At 64.6% G+C, this 20,798-nt stretch carries 19 protein-coding genes and 1 tRNA gene; 7 read left to right on the plus strand and 13 right to left on the minus strand.

Annotated features, from left to right (window positions below; all coding sequences use genetic code 11):
• Positions 1–90: 90 nt before the first annotated feature.
• The gene (locus BMX36_RS07630; protein ID WP_066780259.1) at positions 91–546 is read right to left on the minus strand and encodes a peptidylprolyl isomerase; all 456 of its coding nucleotides are present in this window, start codon (positions 544–546) and stop codon (positions 91–93) included.
• Between the two features lie 137 nt (positions 547–683).
• Between BMX36_RS07630 and mgtE the strand changes: the two genes are divergently transcribed.
• Positions 684–2,093 (plus strand): magnesium transporter, encoded by a 1,410-nt coding sequence (gene mgtE / locus BMX36_RS07635; protein ID WP_093064279.1) that lies wholly within the window; start codon positions 684–686, stop codon positions 2,091–2,093.
• A 22-nt stretch (positions 2,094–2,115) separates the two neighbouring features.
• Positions 2,116–2,553: a DUF1489 family protein gene (locus BMX36_RS07640; RefSeq protein ID WP_093064281.1), complete on the plus strand. Its 438-nt coding sequence runs from the start codon at positions 2,116–2,118 to the stop codon at positions 2,551–2,553.
• Here BMX36_RS07640 and BMX36_RS07645 read toward each other — a convergent pair.
• Positions 2,550–2,912: a response regulator gene (locus tag BMX36_RS07645; RefSeq protein WP_093064283.1), complete on the minus strand. Its 363-nt coding sequence runs from the start codon at positions 2,910–2,912 to the stop codon at positions 2,550–2,552. The two genes, BMX36_RS07640 and BMX36_RS07645, sit on opposite strands and share 4 nt — an antisense overlap.
• Positions 2,913–2,952: 40 nt before the next feature.
• Between BMX36_RS07645 and BMX36_RS07650 the strand changes: the two genes are divergently transcribed.
• The 4 genes from BMX36_RS07650 to BMX36_RS07665 all read left to right on the plus strand — a co-directional run bounded on the left by BMX36_RS07650 (position 2,953) and on the right by BMX36_RS07665 (position 5,661).
• Positions 2,953–3,228, plus strand: coding sequence for a DUF3572 domain-containing protein (locus tag BMX36_RS07650; RefSeq protein WP_093064285.1), 276 nt, complete (start codon positions 2,953–2,955; stop codon positions 3,226–3,228).
• A complete protein-coding gene (locus BMX36_RS07655) occupies positions 3,225–3,866 on the plus strand; it encodes a hypothetical protein (RefSeq protein ID WP_066780231.1) in 642 nt (213 codons plus the stop codon). Before BMX36_RS07650 ends, BMX36_RS07655 begins: the two co-directional genes overlap by 4 nt.
• 33 nt (positions 3,867–3,899) lie before the next feature.
• Positions 3,900–4,364 (plus strand): RidA family protein, encoded by a 465-nt coding sequence (locus BMX36_RS07660; RefSeq protein WP_093064287.1) that lies wholly within the window; start codon positions 3,900–3,902, stop codon positions 4,362–4,364.
• A gap of 160 nt (positions 4,365–4,524) precedes the next feature.
• Positions 4,525–5,661 carry a GNAT family N-acetyltransferase gene (locus tag BMX36_RS07665; protein WP_093064289.1) on the plus strand — a complete coding sequence of 379 codons (1,137 nt, stop codon included), beginning with the start codon at positions 4,525–4,527 and terminating at the stop codon, positions 5,659–5,661.
• 2 nt (positions 5,662–5,663) lie between these two features.
• Here the strand turns inward: BMX36_RS07665 and BMX36_RS07670 are convergent, their stop codons facing one another.
• From BMX36_RS07670 to BMX36_RS07705, 8 genes are all read right to left on the minus strand, one after another.
• Complete coding sequence (locus BMX36_RS07670) at positions 5,664–6,401, minus strand: DUF2490 domain-containing protein (RefSeq protein WP_143058531.1); 738 nt, start codon at positions 6,399–6,401, stop codon at positions 5,664–5,666.
• Positions 6,402–6,533: 132 nt separating this feature from the next.
• Positions 6,534–8,204 carry a hypothetical protein gene (locus BMX36_RS07675; RefSeq protein ID WP_093064291.1) on the minus strand — a complete coding sequence of 557 codons (1,671 nt, stop codon included), beginning with the start codon at positions 8,202–8,204 and terminating at the stop codon, positions 6,534–6,536.
• Between the two features lie 9 nt (positions 8,205–8,213).
• Positions 8,214–10,040 carry a hypothetical protein gene (locus tag BMX36_RS07680; protein WP_143058532.1) on the minus strand — a complete coding sequence of 609 codons (1,827 nt, stop codon included), beginning with the start codon at positions 10,038–10,040 and terminating at the stop codon, positions 8,214–8,216.
• Positions 10,041–10,142: 102 nt separating this feature from the next.
• Positions 10,143–11,657 carry an NAD(P)/FAD-dependent oxidoreductase gene (locus BMX36_RS07685; protein WP_093064295.1) on the minus strand — a complete coding sequence of 505 codons (1,515 nt, stop codon included), beginning with the start codon at positions 11,655–11,657 and terminating at the stop codon, positions 10,143–10,145.
• Between the two features lie 133 nt (positions 11,658–11,790).
• Positions 11,791–13,368, minus strand: coding sequence for a L,D-transpeptidase family protein (locus BMX36_RS07690; protein ID WP_256210690.1), 1,578 nt, complete (start codon positions 13,366–13,368; stop codon positions 11,791–11,793).
• A 2-nt stretch (positions 13,369–13,370) separates the two neighbouring features.
• Positions 13,371–13,634, minus strand: a complete 264-nt coding sequence (locus BMX36_RS07695) for a hypothetical protein (protein WP_093064297.1) — start codon at positions 13,632–13,634, stop codon at positions 13,371–13,373.
• Between the two features lie 209 nt (positions 13,635–13,843).
• Positions 13,844–15,094: an argininosuccinate synthase gene (locus BMX36_RS07700; protein ID WP_093064299.1), complete on the minus strand. Its 1,251-nt coding sequence runs from the start codon at positions 15,092–15,094 to the stop codon at positions 13,844–13,846.
• Between the two features lie 103 nt (positions 15,095–15,197).
• Positions 15,198–16,487, minus strand: coding sequence for an MFS transporter (locus BMX36_RS07705; RefSeq protein ID WP_066781904.1), 1,290 nt, complete (start codon positions 16,485–16,487; stop codon positions 15,198–15,200).
• Positions 16,488–16,680: 193 nt separating this feature from the next.
• Between BMX36_RS07705 and BMX36_RS07710 the strand changes: the two genes are divergently transcribed.
• Positions 16,681–17,295: a class I SAM-dependent methyltransferase gene (locus BMX36_RS07710; RefSeq protein ID WP_066781903.1), complete on the plus strand. Its 615-nt coding sequence runs from the start codon at positions 16,681–16,683 to the stop codon at positions 17,293–17,295.
• Between the two features lie 435 nt (positions 17,296–17,730).
• On the opposite strand, the gene BMX36_RS07715 is transcribed toward BMX36_RS07710, so the two are convergent.
• From BMX36_RS07715 to lon, 3 genes are all read right to left on the minus strand, one after another.
• A tRNA-Val gene (locus BMX36_RS07715) sits at positions 17,731–17,805 on the minus strand.
• A gap of 65 nt (positions 17,806–17,870) precedes the next feature.
• Positions 17,871–18,143, minus strand: coding sequence for an HU family DNA-binding protein (locus tag BMX36_RS07720; RefSeq protein WP_088331639.1), 273 nt, complete (start codon positions 18,141–18,143; stop codon positions 17,871–17,873).
• Between the two features lie 159 nt (positions 18,144–18,302).
• A complete protein-coding gene (lon, locus tag BMX36_RS07725) occupies positions 18,303–20,699 on the minus strand; it encodes an endopeptidase La (protein ID WP_066781885.1) in 2,397 nt (798 codons plus the stop codon).
• Between the last annotated feature and the right edge of the window lie 99 nt (positions 20,700–20,798).

Raw genomic sequence — 20,798 nt, forward strand, 5'->3', positions numbered from 1 at the left:
GACGCCCGTGAGAATGCTCTTGATGTACCGGTTGTGCGGGACGCCCGTGTCGTAACTGGCGCCCCGCGATCAACCTGGAATGCTTTCCGCTCAGGAAGCGCGCATGGTCACGATCTTGCCCGGCTGGCGCGGCGGCTCACCCTTGGGCAGCGCGTCGATAAGCTCCATGCCGCCGGTCACTTCACCCCAGACGGTGTACTGGCCATCAAGGAACCGCGCATCGTCGAAGCAGATGAAGAACTGCGAATTGGCGCTGTTCGGATCATTGGTCCGCGCCATGGAGCAGACGCCGCGCACGTGCGGCTCCTTGGAAAACTCCTGGCGAAGATTCGGCTTGTCGGACCCGTGCATGCCGGTGCCGGTCGGATCGCCGCCCTGCGCCATGAAGCCCGGGATCACGCGGTGAAACACGACGCCGTCGTAAAAGCCCTCATTCGCAAGCTCGGCGATGCGGTTGACGTGCTCGGGCGCCAGATCGGGGCGCAGCTTGATTGTGACGTCGCCGTCGTCCAGCGTCATCACCAGCGTGCTATACGTATCAGCCATGGCAGGCTCCTTCCGGGTCATCGGGAATGCGGCGCCCTACTCGCGCCCCGGCATGAACGCAAATCGCCACGGTTGGCACCGACAGACTGGCCGGCTAGAGGCGCGACAAGAGCAGGCAGCCGGTTGGGAGGCGGGCGATGAGCGATACCGAACTCCGCGGCGATGACCGTATCGAAGAAGGCGAGCGCCAGCTCGACGAGGATGATCGGCTGAAGCCGGAATTCGTCAACGCGGTGCTGGAGGCGGTCGAGGCTGGCCAGAGGGAGGAAGCCAAGCGGCTCGTCGAACCGCTTCACCCCGCAGATATCGCCGACCTGTTCGAGCTTACCCCGGAGGATCAGCGCGCACCGCTGGCTGCCGCGGTAGCCGACCTGCTCGACGGCGACGTGTTCGCCGAAATGAACGATTACGTTCGCGAACAGCTGATCGATGCGCTGGACGCACGTCAGGTCGCGGACATCGCCTCCGAACTCGATACCGACGACGCGGTCGCGATCATCGAGGATCTCGACGCCGAGGACCAGCGCGAGGTGCTCCGGGCGATGGAGCCCGATGATCGCGCCGCGATCGAAGAGGCGCTGAGCTATCCGGAGGAATCTGCCGGCCGTCTGATGCAGCGCGAGCTGATCGCGGTGCCCGAGCATTGGACCGTTGGCGACACGATCGATTACCTGCGCGGCCATGAGGAGCTGACCACCGACTTCTGGGAGGTTTTCGTGGTCGACCCGGCGCACAAGCCGGTTGGCACCTGTGCCCTCTCCTGGATCCTGCGCACGCCCCGCTCCGTCTCCATGTCGGACGTCATGAAACGGGAGCAGACGCTGATCCCGGTCGACATGGATCAGGAAGAAGTCGCGCTTCGCTTTCAGAAATATGCGCTGATCTCCGCCGCCGTGACCGATGGTTCCGGCCGCCTTGTCGGCATGATCACCGTCGACGATATCGTTCACATCATCCAGGAAGAAGCGGGCGAGGACGCGCTGCTGCTGTCGGGGGCCGGCGAAGGCGACATCAACGAACCGGTGATGGACAGCTACAAGGCACGCGTGCGCTGGCTGATCGCCAACCTGTTCACCGCATTGCTCGCCTCGTTCATCATTTCGCGCTTCGAGACCACGATTCAGCGGATGGTGGCGCTGGCGACGTTGATGCCGATCGTTGCGGGGGTCGGCGGCAATGCCGGTACGCAGACGCTGGCCGTCACCGTCCGCGCCATGGCGACTAATCAGTTGACGCAGTCGAACACCGCGCGCGCGATCGTGCGTGAAATCCGGGTCGCGTTGCTCAACGGCGTAACGGTGGCGCTGGTAATCGGAACCGGTGTGGCCGTCATCTTCGCGAACCCGATGCTGGGCGGCGTGATCGCCGCGGCGATGATGACCAACATCCTCGTCGCCGGTCTTGCGGGCGTCCTAGTGCCGGTGATGCTGGAACGGCTGAACGCGGACCCCGCCGTCTCGTCATCCGTGTTCGTGACGATGACAACCGACTCGATCGGCTTTCTGGCGTTCCTTGGTCTCGCGACTGCCTCTGGCCTCGTCGGCTGAGGCTCCCCACATGGCGGCTTCCATGCCGTCCCAAACTGAAGCTCCGCCCCCTCTGCCGCCGCTGCACATCACGAAGGTCGCCTTCGGCCACACCAGTGTCGATCTTCTCGCGTACCGCCTGAAGGAGCGCGGCGCCGACGGGCCTTTGTTCCTTACCACGCGCTACCTGCCCAAGCGGCACGAGGAAATCGCCGGCCGCGGCTCGCTCTTCTGGATCATCAAGCATCAGCTCGTCGCGCGCTCGCCGATCCTGTCGTTCGGTGAAGCGGAGGGCGGCCGAGTCGCGATCCACATCGACCCTGCGATCCGGCTGGTCGCCGCTCGGCCCAAGCGCGCGCATCAGGGGTGGCGCTATCTGGAGCATGCGGACGCACCGGCGGACCTGGGTGGCGACGGTACCGGCATGGCCGCGCTGCCGCCGGCCTTGCTCGGCAGGCTAGCCGAGCTCGGCCTGATTTAGATTAGCGTGCCGACCACATCCATGAAGCGCGACAGGCTGATCGGTTTCGACACATAAGCTTCGGCCCCGGCTGCGCGAATGCGCTCCTCGTCATCGCGCCCGGCATAGGCGGTCACCGCCATCACCGGGATAGACTGCAGGTCGCCGTCCTTTTTCAGCTCCAGGATCAGCTCATACCCGGTCACATGCGGCATCTGGATGTCCATGATGATCAGATCCGGTGAAAGCTCCCGGGCGCGCGACACGGCTTCCCGGCCATCGCGTACCGGTTCGGCGGCATATTCGTGCGCGCGGAGCAGGTCACAGAACAGCTTGAGGTTCAGTTCGTTGTCCTCGACAACGAGCACCTTCTTTGCCACGCGCGGTCATCCCCCCGATCTTGGCAGGCGAAGATAGGCAATGAATCGAGGCGTTTCAAACGAAGAACCGGCCGACGCGCTCGCCCTTCGCGCTCTTGCCTGGACGCTGTCCGATCCGGATCGCGCCGGGCGGCTGCTGTCGCTGACCGGGCTCGACCCGGATGATCTGCGCGCGCGGCTGACCGATTCGGCCGTGCTCGCCGCCTGTCTCCAGTTCCTGGAGGCGCACGAGCCCGATCTTGTCGCCTGCGCACAATCGCTCGACGTCCGGCCGGAGGCGCTGGTACGCGCTCGTCACCAATTGGAGTCGTTATGACCACAGGATCCGCCCGCCCGCTGCTCATCTCGGATTGTGATGAGGTGCTGCTGCACATGGTGCGGCACTTCGGAACCTGGCTAGACGAAGCGCATGAGATCGATTTCCAGCCGACCAGCTGGGAGCTGGGCCGCAACATGCGTCGTCGGCACGACGGTGCTGTTCCCTCCCGCGAGGAAATGATGGGTTTTCTCGACGGCTTCTTCCCGGGGGAAATGCACCGGCAGACTTTAGTGCCCCACGCGCGGGAAGCGTTGGCGCGCATCGCGGAGGTGGCAGACATTGTGATCCTGACCAACCTTCAGGATCAATGCCGCAGCCATCGAATCGATCAGCTCGCCGCCTTCGGCATCGAACATCGCGTGGAATGCAATCAGGGGCCAAAGGGCGGCCCGGTCGCCGCTCTCGTTGCGGAGCATGGCAATCCGGTCACCGTCTTCATCGATGATCTGCCCATGCATCATCAGTCGGTGGCGGAGCATGCGCCGGAGGTACACCGGCTGCACATGGTGGCAGAGCCGACCCTTGCGCCCGGCGTGCCCCCCGCCCCCGCGGCTCATGCCCGCATTGACGCATGGCCGGAGGCGCTCGCCTGGATCACGGATCGCTTCGCGGCAGGACAACCAGCGCAGCATTGACCCGCGCTGATCGCTGGTGTTGAAACTGCGCGCATGACTGACCGTATCGATCAAAAGCTCGCGGAGCTCGGCCTTACCCTGCCGACCGCCGCCGCCCCTGTTGCCACCTATGTCCCGGCCGTCGAGGCCGGAGGTCTTCTTCATGTCTCCGGGCAGCTCCCGTTCCGCGATGGCAAGGTCGTCACTGGCCAGCTCGGTGGCGATCTGGACGTTGCCGCCGGTCAGGAAGCGGCCAAGCTGTGCGCGCTGATGGTCGTCGCACAGACGAAGGCGGCACTCGGCGATCTCTCGCGCGTCGCACGCATCGTGAAGCTCGGCGTTTTCGTGAACTCGGCTGTCGGCTTCGGTGATCAGCCTGAGGTCGCCAATGGTGCGTCGGACCTGATGGTCGCGCTGTTCGACGATGCGGGCAAGCATGCCCGCGCTGCGGTGGGTGTCGCCGCTCTGCCGCGCAATGCCGCGGTCGAGGTGGATGCCATCATCGCGGTGGCGGGCTGAACTTCATTGCCGCTCCGCCGTTCGGCTTGAGCATGCGCTTTCCTGATCTCCGCTCACCATCCATCTCGCGTCCGTCGAATGGTGGTGAGTGGCGATCCACAGACCTTTTCGTTACCGGCGCCGCACCGCTCCCACATCGTCCAAGCCGGAGAGCGCGTCGATGGACATGAACGTCACCGCCCGTGTGGCAACCGGCGTCCGAGAGGTTCCCGCGCATCTGTGGGATGCCTGCGCGGGCGCCGCCAACCCCTTTGTCAGCCACGCCTTCCTTTCCGCGCTGGAGGAATCGGGAAGTGTCGGCGGCCGCACCGGGTGGCAGCCAGTTCCCGTGATCGTGGATGGTGCGGACGGCGCCCCCGTCGCAATCGCCCCGGCCTATGCAAAGTCGCACAGTCAGGGCGAATATGTCTTCGATCACGCCTGGGCGGACGCGTGGGAGCGTGCAGGCGGCGCCTATTATCCGAAGCTTCAGATCGCCGCTCCTTTTACGCCCGTGCCCGGCCCTCGCCTGCTGCTGCGCGATCCCGCGGCCGCCCCGGCGCTGATCGCCGCGCTGGAGGCTATGACCGACCAGCACGATCTGTCCTCCGCCCACGCCACCTTCGTGTTACCGGAGGAAGTGCCCGCTTTTGAGGCTGCCGGCTGGCTGATCCGCGAGGGCACGCAATTCCACTGGCGCAATGACGGGTTCGGCACGTTCGACGATTTCCTCGCCACCCTCGCCAGCCGCAAGCGGAAGGCGATTCGCAAGGAGCGCGCGGCGGCCGTCCAGGGGCTGGAGATCCGCCATCTGACCGGCGCGGAGATCGGCGCTCGCGAGTGGGACGCCTTCTGGACCTTCTACCAGGATACCGGCAGCCGCAAATGGGGCCGGCCCTATCTCACGCGGTCCTTCTTTCCCCTGCTAGGCGAGCGCATGGGTGATCGCCTGCTGCTGATCCTGGCGTATCGGAACGGTGAGCCGATCGCTGGCGCACTGAACCTGATCGGCGCGGATTCACTCTATGGCCGCTATTGGGGCGCGACCGAGGAGGTCCCGTTCCTCCATTTCGAGCTTTGCTATTATCAGGCCATCGACGCTGCGATCGCGCGCGGCCTCACGACGGTGGAGGCCGGCGCCCAGGGCGAGCACAAGCTCACCCGCGGCTATGCGCCAATTTCCACCTGGTCGGCGCACTACATCCCCAATCCGGGCTTCCGCCGTGCGGTGGCCGACTTTCTCGTGCGCGAACGCGCAGCGGTCGAGATGGACCAGCAGTTCCTCGAGCGGCTCACCCCCTTTCGCAAGGGAGATTGAGGCTAGCGAACAGGTTCGCGATCCGGCAGCGGCTGCAGGCCTGGGCCGGTCGTGGGCACCACTTTCGGCGGCACGATCTTGCCCGCGAGTTGGAACGACACGCCGATCACGGCGGCGTGGTTCATGTTCGCCTGGCCGTTCACCTGCCGCTGCCGCTGATTGAGGTAGCCAAGCTCGAACGCCGTGGTCGACGACACCGGATATTGTACCCCGATAAAGGTCCAAAGGTCATCATATCCCTTGCGCGCACCCCAGTCCGCGTCGGTGAGGTTCCAATAGAGCTCGGCCGAAACCACCCCTACCGGACCGCCGCTCTCCTTCCGGGTCAGCGGCGTGGCGAGAAGGATTTGTTGCGCGACGCGCAGGTTCCAGTCCTTGCCGGTCGATCTCTGGCGCTGCTCCACCCTGGTCTGCGCGCGAATACCCAACCGCCCGATCACTCCCAATCGATAGGACGCCTGCTGAAAGAAGCGGCTCTCATGCAGGTCGTGCGGCAGCCGTGCACCATCGATAAAGGCGTAAAGATAACCGCCGGACAGGATCAGCGACTCGCTCTTCCGCCATGAAACGATTGGGGGGATGATGGTTATCGGCGCAGTCGCAGCATTGCGTGTAGAGAAACGCGGCTGCATTTCCGCGGTCAGGAACACATCGTCCGCAATCGGGGCGGTGACCTGCACGCTGCCCCAGATCTGCCCCCCGTGGTTGGTGTCGGCTTCTGCAGCCGTCGAAAGGCACATCAACACCGCCGCTCCCGCGGCCACGCTTCCCTTCAAAGTGCGACCCTCCCCTTTGAGGGTCTGAACACATGATTGAAGAAGAAGTGCCGCGTCGCAGCAAATATTTTGCGGCGCAGCGCTCTCGTGCGGCTGCTACGATCTTGGCGGTGGCGGAAGTTGCAGCTGGCGTTCGCGAATCCGCCGGGCGCGCAGTTCCAGGAACCAACGCGGATACAGCTCCTCGTCGGTGATCTGCGGCGTCGGCCGGCTTCGGTTCACCGTCAGCAGCGCGCTTGCTCCGGTGGGAGACCGCCAGATCCGGTCCAGATCGCTGGCATAGCGCGGATTGAACGGCGGCGTGCGGATCAGCCAGACATAATCAAACGCCTCTCGCGGGAAGCGCGCGATGGAAAAGTCGATCGGCTTCCACCATTCGCGCGGGCACCAGCCAGGCGTCACGATCTCCGACGAATCATGCGCGAACATGCCGGCCGTCTTGTATCTTGCCGTCAGCAGTTGCGCGCCCGGCATGGACCATTGATCGTTGGTATAGGCCAGCCGCCGTACCAGCGCGATGGCGGGCAGATGTTCCAGACGGCTCATCTTCCATTCGTTGCGGCAGTTCGTTCCCACGAAGGACACCAGGCGCGCGCCCTCGGGCACCTTGTCCAGCGCGGCGAGTTCAGTGTCGTAATCGCGATCAAACAGCCAGAAGCTGGCGGCCGTGCCCGCCGTTCGCGCCAGGAAGAAACTCATGCCCAGCAGGGCGACGACACCGGCGTGGCGAACGGTCATGCCGACCCGCGGCCGGATCGCGATCAAGGCGAAGGCGACGACGAATGGCGCAAGACGCATGTCGGCATAGGCCGAGCCGAATACGATCCGTGGCAGCAGCAGATAGACTGCTGCGAGAAACAGCGCGGACAGGACGAGGTTGCGAGAATATTCGATCGCCGGGTCGCGCACGGCCCGAAACAGCACCAGCAGGAACACGGCGGTCGACGCCACATCCCAGAACTCCCACCGGTCGCGCAGGACCATCATCACCCAGGCGACCTTCGCCTGCCAGTTGAACCAGTCGGCCGTCTGGCCGGTAACATGGTCACCGGAACGCCAGAAGATCATCAGCACCATCGGCAGCGCCAGCGGGACGCAGCCCAGGCCCGCGCGGATCCAGCTTTCGACCCAATGACCCGATCCCGCATCCTTGCGCGCATCATGCTGGCGGATCATCTCGGCCGAGAAGGCGAGTACGCCCAGCACCCCCCAGCCGAAGGTGTGGCACAACCACAGCAGGCATGAGAGCGGCACGAAGACGATTGCGCGCAGGCCGATCCGGCGCAGACGCGCCATGCGCAACCACAAGGCGAAGAGGCAGAGCGCCACGCCCATCGACAGGGAGAAGTTCACGAATCCGAACTGGAACGGATAGCTATAGGCCAGCGGCAGCGCGAACATTGCGGTGGGCGGGATGCGTCCATGAACCTCGCGTGCGATCCACAGCAACCCTGCGGCGGTCAGCGCGGGAATCGTCATCACGATCAGCTTGACGCCAAGCTCCAGCCCGAACAGCGCGGCAAACGGCACCACCAGAAGGTCGATGCCCAGATTGCCGATCAGCGACCATTCGAAATTATACCAGTCGGCAAGCCACGGCGCCTGGTCCAGCGGCGTCAGCTGCACGCGATACCGCCCCATATGCCCGGGCAGGTCGACCAGCGGCGGAATCTCCGGCCACAGCAGCGGAACGATGGAGATCAGCGTGGCAAGCGCGACAAAGGTACGCGTCTGCCACCAACGAAGGGGCGCCCCCGATTGGTCCATCAAACCGTCTTACGGGCGGGGTGTCGCCAAGGGCAAGGGCCGAATGACACGCCATGCCTGCGCCGGCCCGCGAACCACAACTGGCTCCAGCCACGCAAACCGCTCGCCACGCTCCAGCCGCGCCCACAAGCCGTCGGGGAAGCGTTCGCGATAGTGATCAAGCTCGCCCAGCCCCGGGCACACCACCAGATAGTCCGCTTTGCTGGCGAAGATGATCTGCCGCGCCTGTGATGGCGTACCCGTGAAGGTGCGGATGATCAGCGTCATCGGCTCGGGAGAGCGATGATAGCCTGCACCAATCGCGCGGTGGTGAGTTGTGGAAACAATCTCCGGTCCGATGTCGACCGGTGAGAACAGCAGGCTCGGCGGCAGTTCGGCCACCGGCCTGATGTCGCTTATCTGCGCGCACGTCTGCCCGGCGTCTCTCAGCCGTGAAATCTCCTGCCACGCCGGGTCGCTGCTTCGGCTCCAAGCTAAGCCAGCAATGGCGAGGTAACCGGGCGAGGCAATGATCAACGCTGCCGCCGTTGCCACTACCTGCAGACCGACATTGGACAGTTGGCGGGCACGGATCAGCAAGGCCAGCAGCATAGCGGCGACGCCCGGTACTGCCAGTGCATTGGCCGTTGCTCCCGCACGATCGACGAACACCGTTACAGCGGTGGCCGCAACAAGCAGGACGAGCAATATTGCCCAACGTGGCCTGCACTCATCATCCGCCTTGCCCAGGCCTGCGGCGGTGGCGACCACTCCGACCACCGGCACTGCCATGGTCACGAACGCCTGGTAAAATGGCTGCTCCCAGACCGGTCGGCCCTCCAGAACGTTCAGATACCAGAATTCATAGGCGAGTGGCGGAAGCGTCGCGAACGGTCCGGCAAGGCACTGCGGTGCATAAAGGAACAGCACAGCGCCGGTCAGCCCGCCTGCGGCTGCAAGCGCCGCTAGGCGGAAGATCAACGCCGATCGTCCCGCGACCATCGCGATCGTGGTGCTCAAAGCAGCAAAGCTCAACGTCACCAGCCATGCCGGCGACATTGCATCGCAAGCCGTCGCGAAAAACCCCGGTCCTCGCGTCAGCAGGTGGAGAAGAACTGCGCCTCCTGCCAGGCTCCACATCAGCGCCAGCAAGAACGGCTTCCGCTCAGGCTGCCAGGCCCAGGCCGCCGCGGCAACGCCGGCGATGCTCACCGCTATGGGCAGGCCTTCAATAGAAATCGTCAGCAGTGCAGCCAGCGCCATCCCGGCAAGCGCGCCATTTCTCCATGTCGGTCGACGGAGAAGACAGAGGATCGCCCCTAGTGTCAGGACGATCTGCCAACCATGATGATCGATGCGCAACGGTCGCAGTTGGATCATCAACGGCAGGGTCAAAGGCGTGATCAAAGCGGCATAGCGTGCCGCTTCGAAGCCAGCGGTGCGGCGCGTAATCTGGGCGAGGAGCAGCATGGTTGCCAGCAGCGTCAGCAGCGGCACGACCGTCACCGTCAGCCGGATTGCCACCGGCTCCCCCAGCAAAGGCGTCGTAGCCACCAGCATCGCCGCTAGCGGAAGATCGACTAGGCGAGACCAGTGCATGGGAAAGGCACCGTGATTGAACCGGTGCTGCGCAACGTCCCACCAGCTCTGCCCGGCAAGCCAGTCGCGCACTTCCAGCAGCCGCATCGCATCATCTGGATCGTTGAAGCGAAGGATCAGAATGTCCTTCGCACCGATCATCACGAAGATAATCGCAGCGATCGCCCATGCCACAAGGACCGGCCGCAGTATGCCGGCATCGGCCACTCTGGTAGCGGCCGCGCCGCTCTGCGGCGCGCTAGACAAAGCCCGTTTCATCGCGTCCCCCGCGCCTCAACGCGTCATCTTTTCATTTCGAGAACGCCCACGCGGGACAGTCGAGCGCTCTGCCGTTGGCTTCGCCCCTCGCCGTCCCTCGCTTCAGGCCGCCTTCAGCCGCTCCGGCACCGCGCGCAGGCTGCCCAGCGCCGCTTGCTCTCCCTCGCGCCCGCTCTCGTGATATTCGGCGTCCTCGTTCACCGCCCAGATATCGTACACGCGCGCGCCGGCCTCAATGTTGCGGACCGTCAGCATGGCGGTCATCATCGCATGATCCTGGTTGTTGTAACGGTGCATGCCGTTGCGCCCGACGCAGTGAAGCGTCGGGTAGCGCGCCTCGATCTCCTGCCGCATCATCTCGACGTTGGCGGCATAATGTTCGTCATATACCGGATAGGCCTTTTCCTGTCGCACGACCGTGCCGCCGACGATCTGGTCCTCGCGGCACAGGCCGAGCTGCGCCATCTCGCGCGTTGCAAGCGCGACCAGTTCGTCGTCGCTGGACGCCCACAGCCCGTCCCCCTCGAAGCAGAAATATTCCAGGCCAACACACGCCAAGTCGGGATCCGGCACCATCTCCGGCGACCAGGAGCGGAAGTTCTGGACCCGCCCCACCTTCACCTTGGAATCATGGATGTAGATCCAATTGTCTGGAAAGAGATCCGGCGAGCGGATCATCAGCGCCACGGTCAGGAAGTCACGATATTTGAGGTTCGCGGCTTCTGGCAGCGTCGCCGGCAGCGGATGGAGCCGGCTCGCCAGTTCGCGCATCGGCGCGGATGAAATCACATGAGCGGCGCGAATTGTTACCGGCTCGCCGTCCTGATCGATCGCCGTGACCGTCCATTGCTGCGTCACGTCGTTGAAGGCGAGCTGCTTCAGCTTGTGCCCCATCAGCACGCCATTGCCATGACCGATCACCAGATCACGCGCGGCTTCCCACATCATGCCCGGGCCAAGCCGCGGATAGCGGAAGCTTTCCAGCAGCGTCTTCACCGCCATGCCGTCGTTCGGGCGCTTGTTGAGGCCGAGGCTACGCTTCAGCCCGTCCTTCACCGCGCCCCAAAGCGACAGGCCCTTGATCCGTTGCGCCGCCCAGTCCGCGCTCATCTCGTCACACGGCATGCCCCACACCTTCTCGGTGTAGGTCTTGAAGAAGATCGAATACAGCTTCCAGCCGAACGCATTGACCGTCCAGTCCTCGAAGCTTTTCACCTTGCGGTTCGGCAGCAGCTTCGCCTTGGCGAAGCTCGCCATGCACAGTGCCGAACGGAAGATGCCGAGGTTCCACAGCGCCTCGAACGCGCGCAGCGGATAGCTGTAGAACTTGCCCTCGTAATAGATCCGGCTCATTCGCGGCCGCTCGATAAAGTCGTTCGGAAGGATCTCGTTCCAGAGATCGACCACTTCCTGGGACTTCGAAAAGAAGCGATGCCCGCCGATGTCGAAGCGGTACCCATTATGCTCGACCGTGCGGCTGATCCCGCCGACATAACGCGGATCTTTCTCGATCACCGTTACTGAATAGCCGGCCTTGCCGAGCAGATACGCTGCCGTGAGGCCCGCCGGCCCTGCGCCGATGATCGCAACGTCAACCGCGCCGTTCGTATTCGCCATCTGTGTGCAGCCCCATAGCAGTGCGTATCGTGCAATGCCGGAGGATGGTTGAGCTGTGGTTAACGACGACGAGAACTGCTGGCAGGTTCAGCAACTTGCCAAACCTGTTTCATCGCTCCCGGCCTTTGATGCCTCAGCGGCTCGCCAGGTGCTGCAACGCCGGCCGATCGCGACCGTATACGTCGGAAACATATTTCACCCCACCCCCATCGGGACTGGCGGTAAAATACATCAGATAGACCGGGACCGGCTCTGGCACCGGCACGTGCTGCTCCGGCGCGGAACTGTCCGGTTTCAGCGGCTGGTTGAACAGCCATTCGCCCAGCCGCCCCGCATCCTCCAGCCGCACGCACCCGTTGGAAAAGTGCCGATCCGGCTTGGAAAACAGCTTCTTCTGCGGCGTATCGTGCAGGTAGATGCCAAGGTCGTTCGGGAACATGAACTTCACCGAACCCATTGAATTGCCCCGACCGGGAAGCTCGCGCACACGGGGCTCGACCGTTCCTGCCTCCACGCCCCGCCAGTCGATGGTCGATGCGGGGATCACGCGCGCCTCCGCAGTCCAGTCGGACAGCGCCTCATACCCCTGCCGCTCCAGCGATACGCCCGCCAGCACCTTGGGCGCGATTCGCTTGCGCACCAGATCGACCGGCACGTTCCAATAAGGATTGAGCGTGGCGTAACGCACCATGCCGGCCATCATCGGCGTCTGCGTCTCGGGCGTGCCGGCCACGACCCGCATCGTCCCCTGCTCGGCACCGCTGTCATAATACCAAAGCCTGGCGGCGGCGGCATCGACAACGATGTGGCGGGTCCAGGCGTCGGGTAGCAGGCGCGCGCGCTCAAGGTTCAGCCGCAGGATATCCCGCCGATCCACGATTCGCCGTCCCGAGCCGCCGTTGAGCGCCGTGATCGTCCGAGCGCCGGCGATCCCGTCGACCGGCAGCCCGTGCGCGGATTGAAACCGTCGCACCCGCGCGCGCAGCGCATCGTCATACTGGTCGCCGTCCGGCAGACCCAGCCGCGCCCGCAACAGCAGCACCCGCTCGCCAGTCATGCCGGGTTTCAAAAGCGGTCCGCCAGGCACCCGCACATTCGCGTCGCCCATGTCAGGATCGGCACTCAGCAACGCCTCGCGAAGCTGCGTGTAGAGCGGGCTCATCCAGCCAAGGTTGCGAACATAGTCCAGCGTGGACTTGGCCAGCGCAGCGCGGCGCAGAATGGCATCCGGTTTGGCTCGGGTCGGCTCCAGCGAGTCCTCGAGGTAGCTGATCTCGATCCGCGTCTCGCGCATGTCGCGCACCAGATCCGCCAGCGCGCCGCTCAGCGCGAGTTCGAGATGGGCAAGCGCGCGAAGGTCACCGCCTTCCGCCGCTTCGATGTATCGCCGCAGGCGATCCGGCGAATATCGATCCGGATCCAGGCCATCCACCTCAACCGTCTCGATCACGTCGACCAGCGCCCTCGCTTGTGGACCGGGCGCTTCTCCGACGATCCACAGCGGCCAATAGCCGCGTGCGCGATAGAATTCCTTCAGCTTTCCGCCGACCTGCTGGCGGATCTCCTGCGCGACCGCGTTGCCCTCGGCGGTCTTTTCAACGTCTTCCTGCGCGGCGGCGACACCTGGAAGTGCCGCCGTCGACGCAAGCAGGATGAGTGAGAGTGCCAGCCGGCCCGCGCGCCGGGCCGGCGCGCCGCGGCCGGCCAGCAACTTCAGCCTCGCTCGCCGCGCGGCGTGGGCGGCGGCGGGGGTGGCGGCGGCGTGGGGCACGGCGGCGCGGTGAAGGGGACGTAGGTGCCGTCCGGCGTGTAATAGCCGTCGACCATCCCGTCGCCGTCGCGGTCGGCAGCCACGGTTCCGGCCAGCGCACCGGGGCCAAGCGGCGGAGCCGGCGCTACCACTTCTTCCCGGTTGTTTGCACAAGCGGTGAGCACGGTCGCGCCGAGCAGCAGCGCGCCGATTGTTGCACCCTTCATCGCAATCTCCCTCGAACTAGGGGCCTTGAGCCGCCCCAGGCGAAAGAAGAACGCCGATCGAGGCAGGATCGTTCCTGAAGGGCAACGATCGGGCGGCGCGGGATGCGCCGCCGTGGAAACGGGGGCGGCTGATCGGCCTGCCCTTCCGGCCCCAGCGCCCCCATCATCCCGGCCGCGCGCCGGAACGACGGGTGACGCCATGCGATGAGTTAATCCCGGTCGCGACGGCCCAGCAGGCGCAGGCGAAGCGCGTTCAGCTTGATGAAGCCAGCCGCGTCGCGCTGGTCATAGGCGCCCTGGTCGTCCTCGAACGTCACGACCTTTTCGCTGTACAGCGAATGGGGCGACTTGCGGCCGACCACGCCGACATTGCCCTTGTAGAGCTTCAGCCGCACGGTACCGGTAACCTTCTCCTGGCTGTAATCAACGGCCGCCTGCAGCATCTCGCGCTCGGGCGAGAACCAGAAGCCGTTATAGACCAGCTCGGCATAGCGCACTGCCAGCTCGTCTTTCAGATGCGCCGCGCCGCGATCCAGCGTCAGCTGCTCGATCCCGCGATGCGCCAGGTGATAGATCGTGCCGCCCGGCGTCTCGTACATGCCGCGGCTCTTCATGCCGACGAAGCGGTTCTCGACCAGGTCGAGGCGGCCGATGCCATGCTTGCGGCCAAGCTCGTTCAGCTTGGCAAGCAGCGTCGCGGGCGAGCAGCCCTCGCCGTTCAGCGCCACGCCGTCGCCGCGCTCGAAATCGATGGTGATATATTCCGGCGCGTCGGGCGCATCCTCCGGGTTCACCGTGCGAGAATAGACGTAATCGGGCACTTCCTCCCACGGATCCTCCAGCACCTTGCCCTCGGACGAGGTGTGCAGAAGGTTCGCGTCGGTCGAGAATGGCGATTCGCCGCGCTTGTCCTTGGTCACCATGATCTGGTTCTGCTCGGCGAACTCGATCAGGCGGGTGCGGCTGGTGAGATCCCATTCGCGCCACGGCGCGATTACCTTGATGTCGGGCGCAAGCGCGTAATAACCCAGCTCGAAGCGGACCTGGTCGTTGCCCTTGCCGGTCGCGCCATGGCTGACGGCATCGGCACCCACCTGGCGCGCGATCTCGATCTGGCGCTTGGCGATCAGCGGCCGCGCGATGGAGGTGCCGAGAAGATACAGCCCCTCGTACATCGCATTGGCCCGCATCATCGGGAACACGTAGTCCTTGACGAACTCCTCGCGCAGATCGTCGATGAAGATATGTTCCGGCTTCACGCCGGCCTGCTCCGCCTTGCGACGCGCCGGTTCCAATTCCTCGCCCTGGCCGAGGTCGGCGGTGAACGTCACGACTTCGCAGTTGTAGGTCTGCTGCAGCCATTTCAGGATGACGCTGGTGTCGAGACCGCCTGAATAGGCGAGGACGACCCGGTTAATGCCGGCATCGCCGGCGGGGCGCTTGATGGAGGAGTCGGTCATGGCGCGCGCGTCTAGGATTAGTTGAAGCGCCCGACAAGGCTTACGGGGTCAGCCGTTGATCACCCGCGGTTATGGCCAGGCGCCATGTGCGCCTAATCTCCCTTCAGATCACCGGATCGTCAAAGGCGGCGACTTCCTGTTCATCGGGCTCGCGCAGCGCGAACCAGCAGTAGATGAACAGCGCGACGCACCCGATCCCCGCCACCAGATACGGCAGCGAATGCCACACCTCGTACAGCCCCACGCCGATCGAGGGCCCCAGCACGAAGCTTGCGCCGTTTATGCTGGTCACCTTGCCCGCAACCGAGCCCTGCGCTTGCGGCCCGACCGCCAGACTCGACCCCGCGGTGAAGCCCGGCCGCGTGAACCCGAAGCCCAGGCTGGCCAGCGCATAAGCGGTCGCGATGCCATAAAGCGAGCTGGCCAGCCCGGTAAGCGCCGTGCCCGCCGCCGCCAGCACCAGCCCGACGAGTACCAGCGCCCGCGGCGCGAGGTTCAGCGTCGGGATGATTCCCCATTGCGCCAGCAGCGCAGTGCCCGCCCCCATCATCAGCACGATCCCGGTGGGCTCCAGGGCAAGCGCCGGCGGCAGGTTGAGCCGATCGATCACCAGAAAGCCGATCGCCTGCCCGGTCATCGCCTGTGCATGGCCCATCACCAGCCCGGCAATCATCCAGGTGCGGATACGGCGGTCGAAATAGCTGATCTTTGCGCCGCCTTTTGGCTCGGTGGCGCTGCGCACGCTGGCGCCCGTCCCCTGCCCGCCGATGGACGGATAGCCGGTCGTGCCGCCGTGGGTTCCCCCGGCCATGGCACGGTCGTCGGGCAGCATCGCCCGGATCGTCAGGAACATGGCGACACCGAACAGGGTGAAGACGAATGCCGGCCCGGCCAGGCCGACCTCGATCTCGCCGATACTGCCCAGGATCAGATAGGGTGCGATTGCCGGCCCCAGGATGGTGCCTAGGCCGAAGGCGCTGGCAATCAGCGTAAGGGCGCGGGTTCGCTCCTCCCGCGTGGTGTCGCCGGCCACCATCGCCTGCACGGCCGGCGGCGCGGCCGAACCGAAGGTGCCGTAGATCAGGCGCCCCATGATGAAGAGGATGAATGCCGCCGTTCCGCTGATCCAGCCATTGATCCCGGCCGCCAGGAAGACACCGCATGTGGCAAGGCTGATGCAGAAACCGCCCATGCCCAGCAGGATCATCATGCGCCGGCCATGCCGGTCGGACCGGTTGGCCCAGAATGGCGCGGCGATCACCCAGAGCAGCGCCGATACGGAAAATGCCGCGGCGACCGCACTGTCGGCCACGCCCAGCGATCGGCCCAGCGCGGGCAACACTGATTGCAGCGCCGTGTTACCGGCGGCGATGGTCAGCATGACCATGAACATCAGGGCGAATCGTTTGTCGAAAGTCCGGCGTGGCCGTTTGCGCCGTCTCGCGGCGCTCCTCTCCTGTGCCGGATTCACTGTCATGGAACTTCGATTAGGCGCTTGGGGGCCGCGCGCAACCCCGCTATGGCAACTCTCTTGCTCGTGCCGCGTTCGGCATGGTTACGATCTTTCGGGGAGTTGTTGTTCCTTCATGTCAAGCTCCACCAGTGCGGCCCGCCGCGTGAAAACCCGCGCCAATGGCGTGCCCAAGCCGTGGCAGATGTTCTTCTCCGGCTTTCTGAAGCACCCCGTGATGGTGGGGTCCGTCATCCCCTCGTCGGCAAAGCTGATCGACAAGATGCTGGCGCCCGTGGACTGGGCAAATTGCAAGCTGTTCGTGGAATATGGGCCGGGCGTGGGCACCTTCTGCCGCCCGATCCTCGAACGGATGGCGCCGGACGCCTCGCTCATCGCGATCGACACCAATGTGGATTTCATCCGCTATCTCAATCACACCATCTCGGATTCGCGGTTTGAGGCGGTGCATGGTTCGGCGGCCGACGTGGAGACGATCGTGGCTGATCGTGGCCACGAATCGGCCGATTACGTCCTGTCGGGTCTCCCCTTCTCAACGCTGCCGCCCGGCGTCGGCCCGGCGATCGCTGCGGCCACGCACCGCGTCATCCGTCCGGACGGCGCCTTTCTGGTCTATCAGTTCAGCCCCAAGGTCCGCGACTTCCTGTCGCCGCACTTCGCGCGCATCGATCACGACATGGAATGGTGGAACGTACCGCCGGCCCAGCTCTACTGGTGCTGGAAAGACTGAACCGATCTCGGGCCGGCCACAGCCGGCCCTCCGCGCGAAATGCTCGCCAACGACTTACCGGCAGCCCAGGCCCGCATCGCGCCTTGATGGTCCGCCAGCGCTCCCGTGCGTCTGCAGCCGCTTCCGACGGCAGGAAAGCACCGCAAGGTCCTCGGCGTCATGGTCGCGCAGCAATGCGAGGCCCGCTCCAAGCCACACCGTGACGCCGGGCTCCTCCCGGCATCCAGGTGTCAGCACGCCCCCGCCATTTACGATGCGGAACAGCTCGGGTTCTGAGCCTGCAAGCACCGCTTGAAGTGCGCGCACCCGCGCCTGCCACAACGGGTATGACAGACGACCCTCACATGAGCCAAAAACCGTCCCAGGCGGCGGCGCCGCGACATCATCTGAAAACCAAAAAGCCCCGCAGGTCATCAAGACCGCGGGGCTTGTATATGGTGGGCGCGACAGGGATTGAACCTGTGACCCCACCCGTGTGAAGGGTGTGCTCTACCGCTGAGCTACGCGCCCGGTTGAAACCGGAAGCGGGCCTTTAGGGGGCGCTGCACCCCCTGTCCAGCCCGGATCGAAATTTATCAGTTAAGCGAATCCTTCAGCACCTTGCCCGCCTTGAACTTCGGCTGGCTGGATGCCTTGATCGTCATCGGCTCGCCCGTCCGCGGATTGCGGCCGGTGGATGCCTTGCGCTTGGTCACCGCAAAGGTGCCGAAGCCCACGAGACGCACTTCATCGCCCTTCTTCAACTGCGCGCTGATCGTATCGAACACGGCTTCGACGGCCCGGGTCGCATCGTTCTTTGCGAGCCCAGACACATTCGCAACCGCCGCGATCAACTCCTGCTTATTCATGCAACGACCCCCGTTTCGCTGTGCGGATATTCAAAAAAGTGGATTCGGCCGCGCAGGGCCGGTCGTACCAGTAAGACGGCTGGCCGGTTCAGTGTCAAACGAAACCACGGCGGCTGCGATGAACCGCCGTGGTTACCGTTACCTTACAAGTCGATAGACTTAATGATGAAGCTCGCCGCCGGCCGGTGCGATCGGCGCCGGAGGCTGTGCCGCCAGCTCGTCCGCATCGGTCCAGTCGATCGCCTCCAGCGGATCGGTAAGCGCCAGGCGAAGCACCTCGTCGACATGCGTGACAGGCACGATCTTCAGGCCGTCCTTGATGTTCTGCGGAATGTCCGCGAGATCCTTCTCGTTTTCCTGCGGAATGAGCACGGTGGTGATCCCGCCGCGCAGTGCCGCGAGCAGTTTTTCCTTCAGCCCGCCGATCGGCAGCACGCGGCCGCGCAGCGTTACCTCGCCGGTCATCGCCACCTCGCGCTTCACTGGCACGCCGGTCAGCGTGGAGACGATGCAGGTGACAAGGCCGATACCCGCCGACGGCCCGTCCTTCGGCACTGCGCCCTCGGGCAGGTGAACGTGGACGTCCTTGCGATGGAACAGGCTGGGCTTGATCCCATAGGACGGCGCGCGCGCCTTGATAAAGCTCATCGCCGTTTCCGCCGATTCCTTCATCACGTCGCCCAGCTTGCCGGTCAGCTTGATCGCGCCCTTGCCGGGCACCGTGACGCTTTCGATCGTCAGCAGTTCGCCGCCCACCTCGGTCCAGGCGAGGCCAGTGACGGCGCCGATCTGGTTTTCCTCTTCGGACAGGCCATGGCGGAACTTCTGCACGCCCGCGAACTCGTGGAGGTTCTCCGGCGTGATCGTGACGCTGGTCGCCTTGCCTTCCAGGATCTGGCGCAGCGCCTTGCGGGCGAGCTTGGCGATCTCGCGCTCCAGCGTACGTACGCCGGCCTCACGGGTGTAGCGCTGGATCAGCGCGCGCAGGCCCTCGGGCGTCAGCGTGAACTCGCCGTCTTTCAGCCCATGCGCCTCGACCTGCTTGGCGATCAAATGCCGCTCGGCGATCTCCACCTTCTCGTCCTCGGTGTAGCCTTCGAGCCGGATGATCTCCATGCGGTCGAGCAACGGCTGCGGCAGGTTCAGCGTGTTCGCAGTGCACACGAACATCACGTCGCTGAGATCGATGTCGATCTCCAGATAGTGATCGTTGAACTTGCTGTTCTGCTCCGGGTCCAGCACCTCGAGCAGCGCGCTCGCCGGATCGCCGCGAAAATCCTGCCCCAGCTTGTCGATCTCATCGAGCAGGAACAACGGGTTCGCGGCGCCCGCCTTGCGCAGGTTCGTCACGATCTTGCCCGGCAGCGAGCCGATATAGGTGCGCCGGTGGCCACGAATCTCGGCCTCGTCGCGCACGCCGCCCAGCGACTGGCGAATGAACTCGCGCCCGGTCGCCTTCGCGATCGACTTGCCCAGCGAGGTCTTGCCCACGCCCGGCGGGCCGACGAGGCACAGGATCGGCCCCTTCAGCTTGTTGGTGCGCGCCTGAACCGCGAGATATTCGACGATCCGGTCCTTCACCTTCTCCAGCGCATAATGATCCTCGTCGAGGATCGCCTGCGCGGCGGCGATGTCCTTTTTCAGCTTGCTCTTCTTGCCCCACGGCAGGCCGAGCAGCACGTCGAGATAATTGCGCACGACGGTCGCCTCGGCGCTCATCGGTGCCATGGTCTTCAGCTTCTTGAGCTCGGCGGTCGCCTTGGTACGTGCTTCCTTCGAAAGCTTGAGAGTCGCGATCTTCTGGGTCAGCTCGGCGACCTCGTCGCCCTCGCCTTCCTCACCCTCGTTGCCCAGCTCGCGCTGAATCGCCTTCAGCTGCTCGTTGAGATAATATTCGCGCTGCGTCTTCTCCATCTGGCGCTTGACGCGGCTCTTGATCTTCTTCTCGACCTGAAGGACGCCCAGCTCGCCCTCCATAAAGGCGAACACCATCTCCAGCCGCCGCGCCGGATCGGTTTCGATCAGCAGCGATTGCTTGTCGGCCACCTTGATCGAGATATTGCCCGCCACGGCATCGGCCAGGCGCGAGGCATCCTCAATCTCACCCAATTGCGAGGCGGTTTCCGCGGGCAGCTTGCGATTGAGCTTGGCATAATTTTCGAACTGGTCGATCACCGAACGCATCAGCGCGGAAATCTCGGTGCTTTCCGCCGTGACCTCCTCGATCGAGGTTACTTCGGTGGTCATGTAGGTGCCGGCATCCACCAGCCCGCCGAGCCGTCCGCGCTGCTTGCCCTCCACCAGCACGCGTACCGTGCCGTCGGGCAGCTTCAGCAGCTGCAGCACGGTTGCCGTCACGCCGATGTCGTAAAGATCGTCTGCCTTGGGATCGTCTTCGGCCGGGTCGAGCTGCGCGACGAGGAAGATCTCCTTGTCGGCAGCCATGGCCGCTTCAAGCGCCGCCACGGACTTGTCGCGCCCGACGAACAGCGGCACGATCATGTGCGGAAACACCACGATGTCACGCAGCGGAAGAACGGGGAAGGTCTGGGTCATGAACACTCCGGTGCCGCTTCGAACAGGCGGCATGCTTCTTTTATATGGGGTGCGCGGCGTTTCCATCAATCATCGCGCAATGATCATGGAGCAAAGCGC

Origin of the sequence: Sphingomonas sp. OV641 (assembly GCF_900109205.1) — a bacterium.
Classification (GTDB): domain Bacteria; phylum Pseudomonadota; class Alphaproteobacteria; order Sphingomonadales; family Sphingomonadaceae; genus Sphingomonas.

Bases quoted from the DNA above. Each gene is read 5' to 3' on its own strand.
- BMX36_RS07630 (WP_066780259.1), bottom strand. From the start codon at position 546: ATGGCTGATACGTATAGCACGCTGGTGATGACGCTGGACGACGGCGAC.
- mgtE (WP_093064279.1), top strand. From the start codon at position 684: ATGAGCGATACCGAACTCCGCGGCGATGACCGTATCGAAGAAGGCGAG.
- BMX36_RS07640 (WP_093064281.1), top strand. From the start codon at position 2,116: ATGCCGTCCCAAACTGAAGCTCCGCCCCCTCTGCCGCCGCTGCACATC.
- BMX36_RS07650 (WP_093064285.1), top strand. From the start codon at position 2,953: ATGAATCGAGGCGTTTCAAACGAAGAACCGGCCGACGCGCTCGCCCTT.
- BMX36_RS07655 (WP_066780231.1), top strand. From the start codon at position 3,225: ATGACCACAGGATCCGCCCGCCCGCTGCTCATCTCGGATTGTGATGAG.
- BMX36_RS07660 (WP_093064287.1), top strand. From the start codon at position 3,900: ATGACTGACCGTATCGATCAAAAGCTCGCGGAGCTCGGCCTTACCCTG.
- BMX36_RS07665 (WP_093064289.1), top strand. From the start codon at position 4,525: ATGGACATGAACGTCACCGCCCGTGTGGCAACCGGCGTCCGAGAGGTT.
- BMX36_RS07670 (WP_143058531.1), bottom strand. From the start codon at position 6,401: ATGTGCCTTTCGACGGCTGCAGAAGCCGACACCAACCACGGGGGGCAG.
- BMX36_RS07675 (WP_093064291.1), bottom strand. From the start codon at position 8,204: ATGGACCAATCGGGGGCGCCCCTTCGTTGGTGGCAGACGCGTACCTTT.
- BMX36_RS07680 (WP_143058532.1), bottom strand. From the start codon at position 10,040: ATGAAACGGGCTTTGTCTAGCGCGCCGCAGAGCGGCGCGGCCGCTACC.
- BMX36_RS07685 (WP_093064295.1), bottom strand. From the start codon at position 11,657: ATGGCGAATACGAACGGCGCGGTTGACGTTGCGATCATCGGCGCAGGG.
- BMX36_RS07695 (WP_093064297.1), bottom strand. From the start codon at position 13,634: ATGAAGGGTGCAACAATCGGCGCGCTGCTGCTCGGCGCGACCGTGCTC.
- BMX36_RS07700 (WP_093064299.1), bottom strand. From the start codon at position 15,094: ATGACCGACTCCTCCATCAAGCGCCCCGCCGGCGATGCCGGCATTAAC.
- BMX36_RS07705 (WP_066781904.1), bottom strand. From the start codon at position 16,487: ATGTTCATGGTCATGCTGACCATCGCCGCCGGTAACACGGCGCTGCAA.
- BMX36_RS07710 (WP_066781903.1), top strand. From the start codon at position 16,681: ATGTCAAGCTCCACCAGTGCGGCCCGCCGCGTGAAAACCCGCGCCAAT.
- BMX36_RS07720 (WP_088331639.1), bottom strand. From the start codon at position 18,143: ATGAATAAGCAGGAGTTGATCGCGGCGGTTGCGAATGTGTCTGGGCTC.
- lon (WP_066781885.1), bottom strand. From the start codon at position 20,699: ATGACCCAGACCTTCCCCGTTCTTCCGCTGCGTGACATCGTGGTGTTT.